Origin of the sequence: Herbaspirillum robiniae (assembly GCF_002213415.1) — a bacterium.
GTDB lineage: Bacteria > Pseudomonadota > Gammaproteobacteria > Burkholderiales > Burkholderiaceae_D > Herbaspirillum > Herbaspirillum robiniae.
In genome coordinates, this window is the sequence record NZ_NJGU01000001.1 from 404,774 (window position 1) to 423,626 (window position 18,853).

Below are 18,853 nucleotides of genomic sequence, written 5' to 3' on the forward strand. Positions count from 1 at the left end.
GGCCGGCGGCGGCGCATCCCGGTTTTACGAAGTCACACGGACGACAAGCCTGAAAACGTTTCACAAATAACAGACAGCCCCGGCAGCAAACTGCGGTTCGGCACCACTGACAAGATACAAACGGCTCACCAGCAGCACCTTTTTGTGGCATATCTCCAGACATGAAAAACATCGAATTCCTCCGTTTCCTGCCTTTGAAAGGTCCGAACATCTGGACTTACCGCTCGGCCCTCGAAGTGTGGATCGATATCGGCGAACTGGAAGATTTCCCGTCGAACACCATTCCCGGCTTCACCGAGCGCCTCACCACCTGGCTGCCCACGCTGATCGAGCACCGCTGCAGCTATGAAGTGCGCGGCGGCTTCGTCAAGCGCCTGGAAGAAGGCACCTGGCCCGGCCACATCCTGGAGCACGTCACGCTCGAGCTGCAGAACCTGGCCGGCCTGCCCGGCGGCTTCGGCAAGGCGCGCGAAACCAATGTGCGCGGCGTCTACAAGGTGGTGGTGCGCGCCCGCCACGAGACGGTCACCCGCGCCGCGCTGTATGCCGCCCGCGACCTGGTGATGGCCGCCATCGAGAACCAGCCCTACGACCTCGAGGCCACGCTCTCCAAGCTGCGCCGCATGGTCGACAAGCTCTGCCTGGGCCCGAGCACCGCCTGTATCGTCGACGCCGCCGATGAGCGCCGCATCCCCACCATCCGCCTGTCCGAGGGCAACCTGGTGCAGCTGGGCCACGGCTGCAAGTCGCGCCGCATCTGGACCGCCGAGTCCGACGACACCGGCGCCATCGCCGAAGGCATCTCGCGCGACAAGGACCTGACCAAGTCGCTGCTGGAAACCTGCGGCGTGCCGGTGCCCGAAGGCCGCCTGGTCGAGAGCCCCGAAGACGCATGGGACGCCGCCGAGGACATCGGCCTGCCGGTGGTGGTCAAGCCCTGCGACGCCAATCACGGCCGCGGCGTCTTCATCGACCTGAACACCCGCGAGGAAATCGAGACCGCCTACAAGGCCGCGCTGGAAGAAGGCAGCGGCGTGCTGGTCGAACGCTTCGTGCCGGGCCTGGAGCACCGCCTGCTGATCGTCGGCGGCAAGCTGGCCGCCGCCGCCCGCGGCGAACCGATCTTCATCGTCGGCGACGGCCAGTCCACCGTCCAGCAGCTGCTGGACGAACTCAACAGCGATCCGCGCCGCGGCCTGCTGGAAGAACACCTGCTGGATCCGGTGCTGCTGGAGCGTGAACCAGCCGCCGTGCTGGAGCTGCAGCGCCAGAACCTGAGCACCGAATCGGTGCCGGCCGCCGGCCGCCGCATCCTGCTGCTGCGCAACGGCAACGTCTCCTCCGACATCACCGACAAGGTGCACCCCAGCGTCGCCGCCGCCGCCTCGCTGGCCGCGCGCATCGTCGGCCTGGACATCGCCGGCGTCGACATCGTGGCCGAAGACATCTCGCGCCCGCTGGCCGACCAGGGCGGCGCCATCGTCGAGGTCAACGCCGGCCCCGGCCTGCTGATGCACCTGAAGCCGTCCGAAGGAGAACCGCGCCCGGTCGGCGAAGCCATCGTCAACAACCTCTTCGGCGAAGAGGAAACCGGCCGCATTCCCGTGGTCGGCGTCACCGGCACCCACGGCAAGACCACCATCTCGCGCCTGGTCGCCCGCATCATCCACCTCTCCGGCAAACATGTCGGCCTGGCCTGCGGCGACGGCCTGTACTTCGGCGAACGCCAGGTCGAGCGCGGCAACCGCGCCAACTGGGACGCCGCGCATCGGGTACTGCTGAACCGCGCGGTGGAAGCCGCCGTGTTCGAGAACGGCAGCGTGTCCATCCTCTCCGAAGGCCTGGCCTACGACCGCTGCCTGGTCGGCGTGGTCGCCAACATCGACCCCGACGACAGCCTGCCCGAGTACTACATCGAGAACGCCGAGCAGATCGCCACCAAGGTCAAGCGCACCCAGGTCGACCTGGTGCTGCCCGAAGGCGCGGCCGTGCTGAACGCCGACGATCCGCTGGTGGCCGACATGGCCCAGCTGTGCGACGGCGAAGTGATCTTCTTCGGCATGGAGCCGCACTCCGAGCTGCTGGCCGCGCACCTGAAGGAAGGCAAGCGCGCCGTGTTCCTGCGCGGCGGCGACCTGATCCAGGCCGAGGGCGAGCGCGAATGCAAGGTCAGCTCGGTGGACGCCATTCCGCTGACCGAAAACGGCGCCGTGGCCTACCAGGTCGAGAACGTGCTGGCGGCAGTGGGCGCGGCGTGGGCACTGGGCATCTCGCCCGAAGTGATCCGCGCCGGCATCGAGCTGTTCGGCACCGAACAGGCCGAGCAGCAAGGCCTGAAGTTCAAGACCCAGGCCGCCTGAGCTCGACCGGCAACCGGAACACGCAAGCGACACAGACCAGATTCAAGATCAAGAGACATTAGGAAAACCTGTCCATGGACGTATCCCGCATACGCGCACTGCGCGGCCCCAACCTCTGGTGCAGACACACCGCCATCGAAGCCATCGTCTCCTGTCCGGAATCGGAACGGGTGGTGGACGACATGCCCGGCTTCGAGGTGCGCCTGCGCGCCCGCTTCCCGCAAATCGGCTTCCTTGAGCCCGACGGCGGCAAGCAGGCCGTCTCGATGGCCCACGCGCTGGCCGCCGCCGCGCTGGCCCTGCAGTCGCAGGCCGGCTGCCCGGTGACCTTCAGCCGCACGGTCTCCACCATCGAGACCGGCATCTACCAGGTCGTCGTCGAATACAGCGAAGAGGAAGTCGGCCGCCTGGCCTTCGACCTGGCGCTGGAGCTCTGCCTGGCCGCCCAGGCCGACACGCCGTTCGACCTGACCGGCGCGCTGGCCCGCATCCGCGAGCTCGACGAAGACGTGCGCCTGGGCCCCAGCACCGGCTCCATCGTCAATGCCGCCGTCAAGCGCGGCATCCCGTTCCGCCGCCTGACCCAGGGCAGCATGGTGCAGTTCGGCTGGGGCAGCCGCCAGCAGCGCATCCAGGCCGCCGAGACCAGCAACACCAGCGCCATCGCCGAATCGATCGCGCAGGACAAGGACCTGACCAAGATGCTGCTGCATGCGGCCGGCGTGCCGGTCCCCAACGGCCGCGTGGTCACCACCGTGGAAGACGCGCTCAAGGCCGCCGAGGAAATCGGCTCGGCCGTGGTGATCAAGCCGCTGGACGGCAACCAGGGCAAGGGCGTGGCGGTCAACATCAGCACCCGCGCCCAGATCGAACATGCCTTCGCCAATGCCGCGAAGATCAGCGACGAAGTGATCGTCGAGCGCTACCTGCCCGGCCACGACTTCCGCCTGCTGGTCATCGGCAAGACCCTGGTGGCCGCGGCCCGCCGCGATCCGCCGCAAGTCATCGGTGACGGCGTGCACACCATCCGCCAGCTGATCGACCAGGTCAACGCCGACCCGGCGCGCGGCGACGGCCATGCCACCTCGCTGACCAAGATCCGCCTGGACGACATCGCGCTCTCCGTGCTGGCCGGCCAGAATCTGGACCCTGAGGCCATTCCCGCCCAGGGCGTGCGCGTGGTCCTGCGCAACAACGCCAACCTCTCCACCGGCGGCACCGCCACCGACGTCACCGACGACGTCCACCCCGACATGGCCGCGCGCGCCATCGCCGCGGCGCAGATGGTCGGTCTCGACATCTGCGGCGTGGACGTGGTCTGCAACTCGGTGCACATGTCGATGGAAGAACAAGGCGGCGGCATCGTCGAAGTCAACGCCGCGCCCGGCCTGCGCATGCACCTCTCGCCGTCCTACGGCAAGAGCCGCGACGTCGGCGAGGCGATCATCTCGACCATGTATGAAGACGGCGACGACGGCCGCATCCCGGTAGTGGCCGTGGCCGGCACCAACGGCAAGACCACCACCGTGCGCCTGATCACCCACCTGCTGGCCAAGACCGGCCTGCGCGTGGGCATGACCAATACCGACGGCGTCTACATCGACGGCCTGCGCACCGACACCGGCGACTGCAGCGGCCCGCGCAGCGCGCGCAACGTGCTGTTCCATCCGGACGTGGACGCGGCCGTGCTGGAAACCGCCCGCGGCGGCGTGCTGCGCGAAGGCCTCGGCTTCGACCGCTGCGCCGTGGCCGTGGTGACCAACATCGGCATGGGCGACCACCTGGGGCTGTCCTACATCAGCACCGTGGAAGACCTGGCCGTGGTCAAGCGCGTGATCGTCGAGAACGTCGCGCCCACCGGCACCGCCGTGCTCAACGCGGCCGATCCGATGGTCTCGAAGATGGCGGCCTCCTGCCCCGGTTCGGTGACCTTCTTCGCGCTCGATCCCCAGCACCCGATCATGGCCACCCACCGCGCCCAGGGCCACCGCATCGTCTACCGCGACGGCGACGCCATCGTGGCCGCGCAGGGCGATTTCGAGAAGCGCCTGAAGCTGTCCGGCATCCCGCTGACCGGTAGCGGCGCCATCGGCTTCCAGGTCGAGAACGTGATGGCCTCGGTCGGCGCCGCCTGGGCGCTGGGCCTGGACTGGGAACAAGTCACCGGCGCCCTGGCCAGCTTCATCAGCGACAGCGGCACCGCCCCGGGCCGCTTCAACCTGTTCGACTACAAGGGCGCCACCCTGATCGCCGACTACGGCCACAACCCGGACGCCATCGCGGCCCTGATCAAGGCCGTGGACAGCATGCCCGCCAAGCGCCGCTCGGTGGTCATCAGCGGCGCAGGCGACCGCCGCGACGTCGACATCACCCGCCAGACCGAACTGCTGGGCGACGCCTTCGACGAAGTCGTGCTGTACCAGGACCAGTGCCAGCGCGGCCGCGTCGACGGCGAAGTGATCGCGCTGCTGCGCCAGGGCCTGGAGAAAGCCACCCGCACCAGCGACGTCAAGGAAATCTACGGCGAATTCCTCGCCATCGATACCGCCCTGGCATCGCTGAAGGACGGCGACCTGTGCCTGATCCTGATCGACCAGGTGGAGGAAGCGCTGGCGCACATCAACATGCGCGTGAGCGAAAAGCAGTAATCCGGCCTCGCCATGAAAAAAGCCGCAACCTTGGTTGCGGCTTTTTTTATCGCCGTCCGGGCCGCGCGGGCAACGCGCAAGATCGCGCGTAAGCCGGCTCAGTCGTCCTGATTCGGGTCGAGCTCCGGGAACAGCACTTCCGTAAAGCCGAACTGCGTGAAATCGCGGATGCGCATCGGGTACAGGATGCCCTGCAGGTGATCGCATTCGTGCTGCACCACGCGCGCGTGGAAGCCGTCCACCGTGCGGTCGATGGCGTTGCCGTCCTGGTCGAAGCCCTGGTAGCGCAGCCGGCTCCAGCGCGGCACCACGCCACGCATGCCCGGCACCGACAGGCAACCTTCCCAGCCGTCTTCGACCTCGTCGGACAGCGGCGTGAGCACCGGATTGATCAGCACCGTCTCGGGCACGGCTGGCGCATCCGGATAGCGCTGGTTGCTGCCGAAACCGAAAATCACCAGTTGCAGGTCGATGCCGATCTGCGGCGCGGCCAGTCCGGCGCCGTTGACGGCGCGCATGGTTTCAAACATGTCCTCCACCAGCCCGGCCAGCTCGGGCGTGCCGAATTGCGTGATGGGTTGCGCCTGGCGCAGCAGGCGGGGGTCTCCCATTTTCAGGATGTCGCGAATAGCCATCTGCAAAAACTCCAAAGAAAAACGCCCGGCAATACCGGGCGCCTGCTGCATTATCGCCGATCCCGCAGGCCGCCGCAGGAGCGGCGACCGCCGGACGGCGGATCTTCTCAGCCCTGCCTGGAGCCGATTTCCTTCAGGAACTCGGTGAAGCCGGGGCCGGTCTCGGGGTGCTTCATGCCCATGGCCACCATCGCCTTCAGGTAGCCCAGCTTGGAGCCGCAATCGTAGCGCTGGCCATGGTAGCGATACGCCAGCACGGACTCGGCCTGCATCAGTTTGGCGATGCCGTCGGTCAGCTGGATCTCGCCGCCGGCGCCGCGACCGATGTTCTCCAGGTAGTCGAAGATGCGGTTGTTCAGCACGTAGCGGCCGACCACGGCCAGCGTCGACGGCGCGTCTTCCGGCGCCGGCTTTTCGACGATGGCGTTCACGCGTTCCAGGTCGGGTTGATAGGCGGTGGAGCTGACGATGCCGTACTGCTTGGTTTCAGCCTTGGGCACTTCCTGCACGGCCAGCATGCTCATGCCTTCGCGGGCGTAGATATCGGTCATCTGCGCCAGCACCGGCTTGACGCCGGCGTCGGTGTCCATGAAATCGTCGGCCAGCAGCACCGCGAACGGCTCCTCGCCCACCACCGGACGCGCGCACAGCACGGCGTGGCCCAGGCCCAGCGGGGTCGACTGGCGGATGAAGATGCAGTTCACGTTCTTGGGCACGACGTTCTGGACGATCTCCAGCAGCTTTTGCTTGCCGGCGGCTTCCAGTTCGCTTTCCAGTTCATAGGCCTTGTCGAAGTGGTCTTCGATGGCGCGCTTGTTGCGGCCGGTGATGAAGACCATCTCGGTGATGCCCGCGGCCACCGCCTCTTCAACCGCGTAGTGGATCAGCGGCTTGTCGACGATGGGCAGCATTTCCTTGGGCTGCGCCTTGGTCGCAGGCAGGAAGCGGCTGCCCAGGCCGGCGACGGGAAAAACGGCTTTCTTGATCCTTTTGATCATCATTGCTCCATGGGGAAGTGATATCTCTGGCGCGCCCGGCCTGCCTTGGAAATGAGAGCCGGGCGCAGTTTAATACAGTTTCGACAACGAATTATGTTCGTTTCATGACACGCCCGAGCACAGCGCCTTGAGCCCATCTTCGTCCAGAATGGCGACGCCGAGTTCCTCTGCCTTGGCGAGTTTGCTGCCTGCCTCGGCGCCGGCGACCACATAACTGGTCTTCTTGGACACCGATCCGGACACCTTGCCGCCGGCCGCCTCGATCAGTTGCGAGGCTTCGTCGCGCGACATGTTGGGCAGCGTGCCGGTGAGCACGAAGGTCTTTCCCTGCAGGTGCTTGGGCGCGCTGTCGACGCCTTCGCTTTCCGGCCAGCGCACGCCGACGGCTCGCAGCTGCTCCACCAGTTCGACATTGAGCGCGTCGCTGAAGAAGGCGCGGATCGACGCCGCCACCACCGGGCCGATGTCGGCCACTTCCAGCAACTGCTCCTCGGACGCCGCCAGCAGCTTGTCGAGGCCGCCGAAATGGCGCGCCAGCTCCTTGGCCGTGGCTTCGCCGACGTGGCGGATGCCCAGCGCGTAGATGAAGCGCGCCAGCGTGGTGTCCTTGGATTTCTGCAGCGCGTCGAGCACGTTCTGCGCCGACTTTTCGGCCATGCGGTCCAGCGTGGCCAGGGCCAGCAGCCCAAGGCGGTACAGGTCGGCCGGGGTGGTGACGATGTTGCTGTCCACCAGTTGCTCCACCAGCTGCTCGCCCAGGCCTTCGATATCCATGGCGCGGCGCGAGGCGAAATGCTGCAGTCCGCCCTTGCGCTGCGCCGAACACTTCAGCCAGCCGCCCGAGCAGCGGGCGATCGCCTCGTCCTCGGCGCGCACGATGGGCGAACCGCATACCGGGCATTCGGTCGGCATGACGAAGGCGCGCGCATCGGCCGGACGCTTCTCCGGCACGAAGGCCACCACCTCCGGAATCACGTCGCCGGCGCGGCGCACGATGACGGTGTCGCCGACCTGGATGTCCTTGCGGCGCACCTCGTCTTCGTTGTGCAGCGTGGCGTTAGTGACGGTCACGCCGCCCACGAACACCGGGTTCAGGCGCGCCACGGGCGTAATCGCGCCGGTGCGGCCGACCTGCACTTCGATGTCCTGCACCACGGTCAGCGCTTCCTGCGCCGGGAATTTATGCGCCAGCGCAAAGCGCGGCGCGCGCGAGACGAAGCCCAGGTGCTTCTGCTGGTCCAGGCGATCCACCTTGTAGACGACGCCGTCGATCTCATAGGGCAGCGCCTCGCGCTTCTCGCCGATGCCGCGGAAGAACGCCAGCAATCCCGCCGCGCCCGACACCACGGCGCGCTCCTTGCACACCGGCAGGCCCAGCGCCTGGTACCAGTCCAGCAGCGCCGAATGCGAAGCCGGCATGTCCATGCCCTCCAGCACGCCGATGCCATAGGCGAAGAAACGCAGCGTGCGCTGCGCCGTGATGCGCGAATCCAGCTGGCGCAGGCTGCCGGCGGCGGCGTTGCGCGGATTGGCGAACTCCTTCTGGCCGGCGTCACGCTGGCGCTGGTTCAGGCGCGCGAAGTCCTGCTTGTACATCAGCACCTCGCCGCGCACGTCCAGCACCGAGGGAACCCTGTCGCCGTGCAGGCGCAGCGGGATCGCGCGCACCGTGCGGATATTGGCGGTGACGTTTTCGCCGGTGGCGCCGTCGCCGCGGGTGGCAGCCTGGACCAGCACGCCGTTCTCGTAGCGCAGGCTGATGGCGAGGCCGTCGAACTTCAGTTCGGCCGCGTAGCGCACTTCCTGCAGCGTCTCCAGCCCGTCCATGACGCGCTTGTCGAAGGCCTCGATGTCTTCGTCGGTGAAGCCGTTGCCCAGCGACAGCATGGGAATGTCATGGCGCACCGGGTCGAACTGCGGCAGCGGCGCGCCGCCCACGCGCTGGGTCGGCGAATCCGGCGTCAACAGTTCGGGATGGCCGGTCTCCAGCGCCTGCAGCTCCTGGAACAGCCGGTCGTACTCGGAATCGGGGATGCTGGGCTGGTCCAGCACGTAGTAGTTGTGGTTGTGGCGGTTCAGTTCGGTGCGCAGTTCATGCGCACGAACCAGCCAGTCCGGCGCCCCTGCCGGGGGCCGTCCTGCGGAAAACAAATCGGTCTGCATTTCGTGGGGAGGAGCGATGCCCCTCAGCTGAACAGGCGCATGGCGCGCGTGGATCCTGCGGGGATGTCGGCCGACTCCATGGCGCTGTAGAAGGCCGCCACCTGCTCGGCGATATCGGCCAGCGAGGCGTCGGAGAGCGGCTGGTCGCTGTCGTCGACCATGGTGCCGCCCAGGCGCACGGCCAGGGAGCGGGCACAGGCCACCAGCGCGCCGTAGCCGTCGCGCGCCGGCGACACGCGCGGCACGTCCAGCAGCAGGGTCAGGCGGTCGGTGGTTTCATCGGCCTGGGTGGCGTTGGTGGAGAGTGCGAACAGCACCTCGCCCTCGCCGTCCTGCATCACCAGGTAACCCTCGGTGCGGCGGTCGAAGCCCTGACGGGCCAGGGCCGCCAGCAGCGTCGCCAGGCTCCAGGGCGCGCCGTTGGTGCGCACGTTCACCGACAGCTGTACGTCATGGTCGGCGATGAACTGGTGCAGCGCCTGCGCGGTGCGGATCACGTCGGGCATGTCCGGCAGTTCGGGCTCGCCGGCCAGGGAGTCGGTCAGGTCGCGCAGGCGCATGACCAGTTCCGAATACTCGATCTCGTTCATCGCATTGCTGCGGTTGGCCAGCTGCGCGCCGGCCAGCAAGGCGGTGTAGACGCTGCCGTGGGCCACGGCTTCCCAGTCGCCCTCGGCGGTGCGGCCGATGAAGTGCACCGGCTTGTTGCCGACATGGCGCAGGTTCTGCAGCGCCGGCAGCAGCTTGTCGCCGCGCAGCGGGTTTTCCAGCGCGATGGGAATATTGCAGTCGATCAGCTCGTCCACCGGCAGCTCGCGCCGCGGCGCCAGGCGCGCCTGCATTTCCGGCGGCGGCGTGAAGGCCGGCGCGGTCTCGATCTGCTCCTCGGCGCCGGCGATGACCTGCGCCACGGTCGACTGCGGCGCCTGGGCCAGCGTCTCGGCCATGGCGCTCTCGGCGGCCTGCTTGCCGGCGTCGGTTACCGGGGCGTCGCCGAGGAAGGGTTCACGCGGCTCGAACTCAGCCTGGTCCAGGTAAGCCTTGACCGGCGCCGACACCGGCTTGCGCTCGGGCATGTCGTAGAGACCGGGTTCGACGCGCTCCTCCTCGGCATGCGCATCGGCCGCCGGCGCAAAGCTGGCGCTGCGCTCGAAGGCGGGCTCCTGGGGCGCCGCCGGCGCGGGGCGTTCGCCCTGCTCTTCGGGCGACATCAGGACGTCGTCATGCGACGAAGAAAAGGCGCGCTCCACCGTCTTGCGCGCCTTGTGTTCCTGCCACTTGTTGTAGGAGATGACGCCGACGACGAATACGCCGCCGATCACGATCAGGCTGGTCTGAAGATCCATCATGCTGCGCATCCCTTCAGTCTGGCTGGCTGGGTGGCGCCGGTGTCGGCGCAGCGTGGCATGTTCGGCTCGAAGAAGCTGCTCATTGAAGGAATCCGAATCCTATAAATCCAAGAGTGCCTGACCCGCGTTCGCCGTCATGGCGGCAATCCCGGCATCCAATACGAATGCGCCGGCAGGAGCAATGGCTCCCGCGGCGATGGTCGGATGCGTCGTACGGACTGGCTGCGGCAAGATCGCGGTCAAGATATTGTTATTGTTCAAAGCCCGTGGGGGCCGTAAAAAGCATATCCGGCCTGGTAAAAACACGTAAAACACGCCCAAGGCCGGGCTGTATGACAAGGTCTTCAGGGTAGTGTTCCTGGCCCCTGCTTGTCAAGCCGACAAAGGCCGGGAAGCCGCGCCGCTGGCCCGTGCCGGAGGATGTTGCCACCCCGGCAAGAGTTGCGCGCGGCCGCGTTGGCCTCAGGCGGCCTGCTCCGCGCTGGAGAAGTTGGCGGCCGACTCCATGTCCACCGCCACGATGCGCGAGACGCCCTGCTCCTGCATCGTCACGCCGATCAGCTGCTGCGCCATCTCCATCGCGATCTTGTTGTGCGAGATGAAGAGGAACTGCGTGTGGTCGGACATGCGCTTGACCATGTTGGCGAAACGCTCGGTGTTGGCGTCGTCCAGCGGCGCGTCCACCTCGTCGAGCAAGCAGAACGGCGCCGGGTTGAGCTGGAACATCGAGAACACCAGCGCGGTCGCGGTCAGCGCCTTCTCACCGCCCGAGAGCAGGTGGATGGTGGCGTTCTTCTTGCCTGGCGGCTGCGCCATGACCTGCACGCCGGAATCCAGTATCTCGTCGCCGGTCATGATGAGCTTGGCCTGGCCGCCGCCGAACAGCACCGGGAACAGCTCGGAGAAGTGGTGGTTGACCTTGTCGAAGGTGACCTGCAGCAGGTCGCGGGTTTCCATGTCGATCTTGTGGATCGCGTCCTGCAGCGTGGTGATGGCTTCGTTCAGGTCGGCGTGCTGGGCATCCAGGAAATGCTTGCGCTCGGAGGCCGTGGCCAGCTCGTCCAGCGCGGCCAGGTTGACCGCGCCCAGCGCCGCGATGGCGTTGGTCAGGCGGGTCACTTCGCCCTGCAGGTAGGACGGGCGCATGTCGGCGGTCAGTTTCTCCGACAGCGCGGCCTCGTCGGCCTGGGTCTGCGCCAGCGCCTCGGAGAACTGCTCCTGGTTCAGGCGCGCGGCCTGTTCCTTCAACTGCAGTTCGGTGATGCGGTCGCGCTGCGGCTGCAGGCTGCGTTCGGCCTGCATGCGGTTTTCCTCGTGCGTGCGCAGTTGCTGCGACAGCTGGTCCAGCTCGTGGCGGGCATCGGCCAGCGCGCGCTCCTGCTCGCTGCGGCGGTCCAGCAGCTCCTGCAGGCCGGCCTGGGCGGCCTGGTCGTCCAGGCTTTCCAGTTCCAGGCTGCCCTGCTGCATGCTGGCGAACAGCTGCGCCGCCTGCTCCAGCGCGGTGGCGATGCTGCGCTTCAATTCCTCGATCTTGCTGCGGTGCGACTTCTCGGCGAATTCGGTTTCCTGGGACGAACGCTCCAGCTCGCGCAAACGCGTGCGGGCGTCGTTCAACTGCTGCTCGCGAGTCAGGTAATCGGTCTGGCCGTTCTCGTGCTGCTCCTGCAGCTCGGCCAGTTCGATGTCGAGCTGCTCGAAGCGGGCCTCGGACTCGGCCTGCACCTGCTGCTGCTCGGCTTCCTGCATGCCGATTTCTTCAAGGTCGGTGGCGATCTGGGTGCTGCGCTGGTTGAAGCGCTCCTGCACTTCGGCCAGCTTCATCACCTCGATCTGCAGGCTGTGCGCCGACTGGGTCAGCGACGCGGTGCGCTGGCGCAGCTCCTGCAGGCGCTGCGAGGCCGACGACAGCGCCGCCTCGGCGCGCACGGCGCGGCCCTTGGCTTCTTCGGCCAGCATGTACTGCGCGCGCTGCTGCTTGGTGATGTTTTCGATTTCCTGCTGGCGCGCCAGCATGCCGTCCTGCTCCGAATCTGAGGCATAGAAGCGCACGCTGGACTGGCTGACCACATGGCCCTGGCGCGTGACGAACACGCCGCCCAGCGGCAGCGTGGAACGCTCGGCGAAGGCGATGGCGGTATCGTCGGCGACGTAGACGTCGCGCAGCCAGTCGTTCATCAGCGCGCGCTGGCCGGGGTCGTTCAGCTGCAGCAGGTTGATGAAGGGCTTCAAGCCGTTGGCGGCGGCCGGCGCCGGCTGGGCCAGGCCGGCGTTGGGCGCGTACAGCGCCAGCTTGGCCGGCGGCGCGTCGGAGAAGAAGGCCTTGGCCCAGTCCAGGTTGGACATCTCCAGCGCCGACATGCGCTCGCGCAGCACGGCTTCCAGCGCGGTTTCCCAGCCCTGCTCGATGTGCAGCTTCTGCCACAGGCGCGGCAGCTCGGCCAGGCCGTGCTTTTCCAGCCAGGGCTGGACCTTGCCTTGCGCCTGCACGCTTTCCTGCAATTGCTTCAGCGCCGACAGGCGGGCTTCCAGCTGCGCGTTAGCCGAGGTTTCCTTGCTGACCAGTTCCTGCGCGGCGCGGCGTTCCTCTTCCAGGCGCGGCACCTGTTCCTGGGCTTCTTCCAGGTACATGTTGGCCTCTTCCAGCGAGGCCTGCTTCTCTTCCAGCTGCAGCTTGAGGTTGGAGAGGTGGACGTCGTCCGGCATGGCCATGCCGTTCTTTTCCTGCATCAGGCGCTCGCGGCGCGCGGCCAGGCCCGACAGGATGTTGGAGGCGTTGCGCTGGTGCGTGGACTGCAGCTCGATCTGCTGCTGCACCTGCATGATCTTGCCGCGCGACTCGGTGGTCTTCAGCTGCGATTCGCGCCAGGCTTGCTCCAGCGACGGCAGACGCTCGTTGGCGTCCTGCACGGCCTGCTGCGACTGCTCCACGCGCATGCCGAATTCTTCCAGCGCGATCTCGGCCTCGGCCAGCTCATCCTGCTGCTGCGAACCCTGGCGCTGCCACTGGTCGCGCTGCGCGGTCAGCGAGTTCAGCTGCGACTGCAGGCGGTTGCGCGACTCGATGACGAACTTGATCTGTGCTTCCAGGCTGCCGATCTCGGAGTTGGTCTGGTACAGGTGGCCCTGCGCCTGGTGCAGGCGGTCGCCGGCGCCGTAGTGTGCCTGGCGCATGTGCTCCAGCTCGGCCTCGACATGGCGCAGCTTGGCGGTCTGTTCTTCCAGGTCGATCTGGGCGCGCTCGATCTCCTTGAAGAACTTCTCCTGTTCCGCCTTGGCTTCGTTCTTGCGCAGCAGCCACAGGAGCTTCTGCTTTTCTTCCTGGTCGCCTTGCAGCTCGTGGAATTTCTTGGCCACGGCGGCCTGGGCTTCCAGCTTTTCCAGGTTGGTGTTCAACTCGCGCAGGATGTCTTCCAGGCGGGTCAGGTTTTCGGTGGTGTCGTGCAGGCGATTCTCGGTTTCGCGGCGACGCTCCTTGTACTTGGAGACGCCGGCGGCTTCTTCGAGGAAGATGCGCAGCTCTTCGGGGCGCGCTTCGATGATGCGCGAGATCATGCCCTGGCCGATGATGGCGTAGGCGCGCGGGCCCAGGCCGGTGCCAAGGAAGATGTCCTGGATGTCGCGGCGGCGCACCGACTGGTTGTTGATGTAGTAGGACGAGGTGCCGTCGCGCGTCAAGGTGCGCTTGACGGCGATTTCGGCGTACTGGCTCCACTGTCCGGCGGCCTTGCCGGCGGAGTTGTCGAACACCAGCTCGACCGAGGCGCGGCCGGCCGGCTTGCGGTGGGTGGAGCCGTTGAAGATGACGTCCTGCATCGACTCGCCGCGCAGCTCGGAAGCCTTGGATTCGCCCAGGACCCAGCGCACGGCGTCGATGATGTTGGATTTGCCGCAACCGTTCGGCCCGACCACACCCACCAGCTGCCCTGGAACCTGGAAATGCGTTGGCTCGACGAAGGACTTGAATCCCGATAATTTAATGGAAGTTAGACGCACGTTATCGACAAATTGAACTGGTTGGCGGAAAGCGGGAAATTTGCTTCCGGAAAGGCCGGTATCATAACATCGCAGCCGCCGCATCAGGCCAAAAATGGCCGTCCGGCTTCCCTTTTCGCCTTCCCGCCCGCGCGCGGACTTTTACCTCTTCACGCCACATGAAACGGCGATGTATGCGCGCACATTGCGGCGACTTTTCGGTATAGTGAGCCGTAGAACAAGCGGAACGGCAACGCCCGTATCCGCCCGGGGACGCCTGAACGAACATCAACATGGGGGCTTCATGAGCGCATCCCGATCGCGGCGCCGCATTCTTGCGAGCGCCGGCGGATTATTGCTGGCAACGGCGGCGCGGCTGGCGCCGGCGGCGGCGCGCGAACAGATCGTCAATATCGGCTTTGCCGGCGGTTTTGGCGTCAAGCTGCAGAGCAACCTCAGCTTCGGGGCGCGCGACGGCGCCCTGCTGGCGGTGGAAGAAGCCAACCAGCGCAACATCGTCATCGGCGGCAAACCCGTGCGCTTTGCGCTGCTGGTGGTGGACGACCAGTCCGAGCCAAATTTCGCCCGCATCGCCGCCAACTCCTTCGTGGCCGCCAATGTCAGCGGCGTGATCGGCCACAACACCACCGACACCAGCGTGGCGGCCACGCCGATCTACGCCGAAGCCGGCATCCCGCAAATCAGCCCGACCTCCACCGGCCGCAGCTTCACCTCGCGCGGCTACAGGAACGTGTTCCAGTTGCTGGGCCACAGCGACATCACGGCCAACCATCTGGCCGACATCACCGAACAGACCATCCGGGCGCGCCGCGTGGCGGTGCTGGACAACGCCACGCAACTCGGCCAGTCGCTGGCCGAGGGCTACATCGCCAGGCTGCGGCAGGCGGGAATGACCATCGTGGCGCGCGAATCGGTCGGCGGCAAGAGCTCGGACTTCAGCGCGACGCTGGCGCGCATCAAGGCCGCCAATCCCGACCTGATGTTTTTCACCGCGGTGGGCCCGCAGGTCGTGGCGCTGGTGCAAAGCCACCAGCGCATGGGGCTGGACTGCAAGCTGCTGGCCACCGGCGGCGGCGTCAATCTCGAGTTCCCCCGCACCGGCCTGTATCCGGACGGCTCCTACGTGCTGCTGCACGGCCTGCAGGTGGAGCGCCGCCCCGGCTACGCCGAGTTCGAGAAGAACTACCGCCGGAAGTACGAATCGGCGCTCACCGCCTACACCATGTTTTCCTATGACGCGGTCGGCATGCTGATCGACGCCATGCGACGGGTCGACAGCACCGACCCGAAACTGCTCACCGCCGAACTGCACAGGATGCAATACCGCGGCATCTCCGGGCCGATCGCCTTCGCCGCCGACGGCAGCCAGGTCAATCCGCCCTACACGCTTTACCGCGCCGCGCGCGACATCTGGCAGCAGGCGCGGACCTTCGGCGGCTGACGCCGCGGCCAGGACGCAAAACGCAAAAAGTCCGGATCTCGCCAAATCTTGCGAGCAAGGGATACGCAGGCCGGTGCTATAGTGAATCCACCGAACATCGTCAGGCATGCCGTGGGGAAACGGCATGAACCACAGCAGGGGGAAAGCCATGGCCACATCAACCTGGCGCCGGCGCCTGATCGCCTGCGCCGGCGCACTCGCTGCAGGCGCACCGGCGCTGCGCGCCCTGGCCGCTGACGGCACGCGGCTCGTCAACATCGGTTTTGCCGGCGGACTGGGCAACAAGCTGCTCACCAACCTCAGCTTCAGCGCGCGCGATGGCGCACTCCTGGCCATCGAGGAAGCCAACCAGCGCAAGATCGTCATCGGCGGGCAGCTGACCCGCTTCGCCCTGCTGCCGGTGGACGACCAGTCCGACATCAACTTCGCGCGCCTGGTGGCCAACTCCTTCGTCAGCGCGAAGGTGGCCGCCGTCATCGGCCACAACACCACCGAAACCAGCGTCGCCACCACGCCCATCTATGCCGACGCCGGCATCGCCCTGATCAGCCCGACCTCCACCGGCAGGCAGTTCACCTCGCGCGGCTACAAGAACGTGTTCCAGCTGCTGGGCCACAGCGACGTCACCTGCGAATACCTGGCCGACGTCGCCGCCAACATCATCCGCGCCCGCCGCATCGCGCTGCTGGAAAACGGCACTTCGCTGGGGTCGGCGCTGGCCGAGGGATTCATCCGCAATCTCAAGTCGCAGGGACAGAAAATCATCGTGCGCGACGCCGTCACGCCCAAGACCTCCGACTTCAACGCCGCCCTCACCCTGCTCAAGAACAGCGACCCCGACCTGGTCTTCTTCACCGGCGGCGGCCCGCAAATCCAGCCCTTCCTGCAGAATTTCCAGCGCATGAAGCTGCGCTGCCAGCTGCTGATGACGGGAGGCGCGCTCAACAGCGAGTTTCCCCATACCGGGCCGTATCCGGAGGGCGCCTACCTACTCACGCACGGCCTGCCACCCGACCGGCGCCCGGGCTACGCGGACTTCGAGAAGGCTTACCGCCGCCGCTTCGACACCTCCATCAACAGCTACACCATGTTCGCCTATGACGCGGCCGGCATGGCCATCGAGGCGATGCAGAAACTGGACTCGGCCGACTCGCGGCTGGTCCTAGCCGAGCTGCACCGGATGAAATACAAGGGCATATCAGGCAACGTCGCCTTCGCCACCGACGGCAGCCAGCTCAATCCGCCCTATACGCTCTACCGGGCCGAACAGAAGAACTGGCGGCCGCTGAAATCCTGGGGCGGCTGACGCTTGACAGTCAACAGTCGACGTTTGGCCGCCCCATGAAAAAACGCCGCATAAGCGGCGTTTTTTACTCGTCGATGCGGGCTGAGCGGCTCAGAACGTTTCCCATTCGCCGTCGTCATCGGCCGACTTGGCCTTAGCCTTGGCGGGCACGGAAGCCGGCGCCGGCAAGGGCTTGGCCGCAGCCGCGGCCGGCTTGGCCGCCTTGGGCGCATCGAGACGTGCCGCAGCAGGCTTGGCCGCGACAGGCGATCGCTTGGCTGCTGCGGGCGCGGCCGGGATCCCTGCTGCGGCTTCCAGCTCGCCGTCGACGCGGAAGGCCGCCACTGCCTGCTTCAGCCGCCGCGCCTGATCTTCCAGCGAACCCGCCGCCGCTGCGGCCTCCTCCACCAGCGCCGCGTTCTGCTGCGTGACCTGGTCCATCTGGCCGATAGCGTGGTTGACCTGCTCGATGCCGTTGCGCTGCTCTTCAGATGCGGCCGAGATCTCGCCGACGATGTCGGTCAGGCGGCGCACCGCGGACACCACTTCACCCATCGTCTCGCCGGCGCGCGCCACCTGGTCGGAGCCGCTGCCCACGCGCTGCACCGAGTCCTCGATCAGCGCCTTGATTTCCTTGGCGGCCTGCGCGCTGCGCTGGGCCAGCGAGCGCACTTCGGACGCCACCACGGCGAAGCCGCGGCCTTGCTCGCCCGCACGGGCCGCTTCGACCGCTGCATTGAGCGCCAGGATGTTGGTCTGGAAAGCGATGCCGTCGATCACGCCGATGATGTCGGAAATCTTGCGCGAACTCTCGGTGATGCCTTCCATCGTCTGCACCACCTGCCCCACCACCTCGCCGCCGCGGCTGGCGATGTCGGAGGCATTGTTGGCCAGCTGGCCGGCCTGGCGCGCGTTGTCGGCGTTCTGCTTCACGGTCGACGTCAGCGAGTCCATGCTGGAGGCGGTGGTCGCCAGCGAACCGGCCTGCTCTTCGGTGCGCGAAGACAGGTCGAGGTTGCCCGCGGCGATCTCGCGCGCGCCGATGTCGATGGCGTCCGTGCCCTGGTGGATGCCCTTGATCACCGCTGCCAGGCGCTCGCGCATGGAAGACATTTCATACAACAGGCTGCGGGTGTCGCCGGGACGCGTCTGCACGCGCACGGTCAGGTCGCCGGAGGCGATCCGGGTGGCGATGTCGACTGCATAGGCCGGCTCGCCGCCCAGGCTGCGCGTGATGCGACGGATGATGGCCAGCATCATCGCCGAGACCACCACGCCGACCACCAGCAGGATGCCCAGCAGCTTGATCAGGTCGGCCTGGAACTGCGCCTGCACGTCGCTCAGGAACACGCCGGTGACGATGAACCAGTCCCAGTCCTCGTTGTGGATCACGTAGCTCATCTTGGGCGTGCGGTTGCTGTCGTCGGTGCCCGGCAGGCGGCCCATGTATTCGACGAAGCCCTTCTTCTCGGCCTTGCCCACCTTCACCATCTCGCTGTAGTAGGCCTTGCCGGCCGAGTCCTTGCGGTCGGCCACGTTCTTGCCGACCATGCCCTTGTTGGACGGCAGCAGCAGCACCACCGGCTGGGAGTCGAAGACAAAGAGGTAATTGTCGGTGTCGTAACGCATGGCGCCGATGCGCTCCAGCGCCGACTTCTGGGCATCGGCCTTCTGCAGGCGCCCGGCGGCGACGTCGGCCACATAGCTGGCGACCACGCCGTTGGCGGCTTCCACCACCCGGCGCAGGCCGTCCTTGCGTTCGTTGATCATGTTTTCGCGGGCGCTGAAGGCGGACCACGCTGCGAGCAGCAGCAGGCCGACCCACATCACCGCCAGGGCGGACAGCAGCTGCGCTTTAAGGCTTTTCATTGTTGTTCTCCGTATGACGCTGCCGGCGCGAAAGGCGGCCGGCGACAAAAATTGGCGAACGGCAACGATAAATCACAAAAGCACACGACAATCGCCTGAATACACCGGCATC

10 protein-coding genes are annotated in these 18,853 nt (G+C 66.6%); 4 read left to right on the forward strand and 6 right to left on the reverse strand.

The features are described 5' to 3' along the window. Window positions 1-161 precede the first annotated feature (161 nt). Both CEJ42_RS01695 and cphA read left to right on the forward strand, forming a co-directional pair. On the forward strand, window positions 162-2,360 hold the full coding sequence (locus CEJ42_RS01695; protein WP_088749856.1) for a cyanophycin synthetase: 2,199 nt from the start codon (window positions 162-164) through the stop codon (window positions 2,358-2,360). A gap of 74 nt (window positions 2,361-2,434) precedes the next feature. Beyond that, window positions 2,435-5,008 carry a cyanophycin synthetase gene (gene cphA / locus CEJ42_RS01700; RefSeq protein ID WP_088749857.1) on the forward strand — a complete coding sequence of 858 codons (2,574 nt, stop codon included), beginning with the start codon at window positions 2,435-2,437 and terminating at the stop codon, window positions 5,006-5,008. Window positions 5,009-5,106: 98 nt separating this feature from the next. On the opposite strand, the gene def is transcribed toward cphA, so the two are convergent. The 5 genes from def to smc form a co-directional block, all read right to left on the reverse strand. After that, a complete protein-coding gene (gene def, locus CEJ42_RS01705; RefSeq protein WP_088750200.1) occupies window positions 5,107-5,643 on the reverse strand; it encodes a peptide deformylase in 537 nt (178 codons plus the stop codon). Between the two features lie 107 nt (window positions 5,644-5,750). After that, complete coding sequence (galU, locus tag CEJ42_RS01710; protein WP_079219100.1) at window positions 5,751-6,641, reverse strand: UTP--glucose-1-phosphate uridylyltransferase GalU; 891 nt, start codon at window positions 6,639-6,641, stop codon at window positions 5,751-5,753. A gap of 102 nt (window positions 6,642-6,743) precedes the next feature. Then, the gene (gene ligA, locus CEJ42_RS01715) at window positions 6,744-8,804 is read right to left on the reverse strand and encodes an NAD-dependent DNA ligase LigA (RefSeq protein ID WP_088749858.1); all 2,061 of its coding nucleotides are present in this window, start codon (window positions 8,802-8,804) and stop codon (window positions 6,744-6,746) included. Between the two features lie 23 nt (window positions 8,805-8,827). Beyond that, window positions 8,828-10,153 carry a cell division protein ZipA C-terminal FtsZ-binding domain-containing protein gene (locus CEJ42_RS01720; RefSeq protein ID WP_088750201.1) on the reverse strand — a complete coding sequence of 442 codons (1,326 nt, stop codon included), beginning with the start codon at window positions 10,151-10,153 and terminating at the stop codon, window positions 8,828-8,830. A gap of 462 nt (window positions 10,154-10,615) precedes the next feature. Further along, the gene (smc, locus tag CEJ42_RS01725) at window positions 10,616-14,146 is read right to left on the reverse strand and encodes a chromosome segregation protein SMC (RefSeq protein WP_079215139.1); all 3,531 of its coding nucleotides are present in this window, start codon (window positions 14,144-14,146) and stop codon (window positions 10,616-10,618) included. Between the two features lie 283 nt (window positions 14,147-14,429). Here smc and CEJ42_RS01730 point away from each other — a divergent pair, with 283 nt between their 5' ends. Together CEJ42_RS01730 and CEJ42_RS01735 are read left to right on the forward strand one after the other, a co-directional pair. Further along, complete coding sequence (locus tag CEJ42_RS01730) at window positions 14,430-15,587, forward strand: branched-chain amino acid ABC transporter substrate-binding protein (protein WP_165774372.1); 1,158 nt, start codon at window positions 14,430-14,432, stop codon at window positions 15,585-15,587. 148 nt (window positions 15,588-15,735) lie between these two features. Beyond that, on the forward strand, window positions 15,736-16,893 hold the full coding sequence (locus tag CEJ42_RS01735) for a branched-chain amino acid ABC transporter substrate-binding protein (RefSeq protein WP_165774373.1): 1,158 nt from the start codon (window positions 15,736-15,738) through the stop codon (window positions 16,891-16,893). A gap of 90 nt (window positions 16,894-16,983) precedes the next feature. On the opposite strand, the gene CEJ42_RS01740 is transcribed toward CEJ42_RS01735, so the two are convergent. Further along, the gene (locus tag CEJ42_RS01740; RefSeq protein WP_088749861.1) at window positions 16,984-18,741 is read right to left on the reverse strand and encodes a methyl-accepting chemotaxis protein; all 1,758 of its coding nucleotides are present in this window, start codon (window positions 18,739-18,741) and stop codon (window positions 16,984-16,986) included. Between the last annotated feature and the right edge of the window lie 112 nt (window positions 18,742-18,853).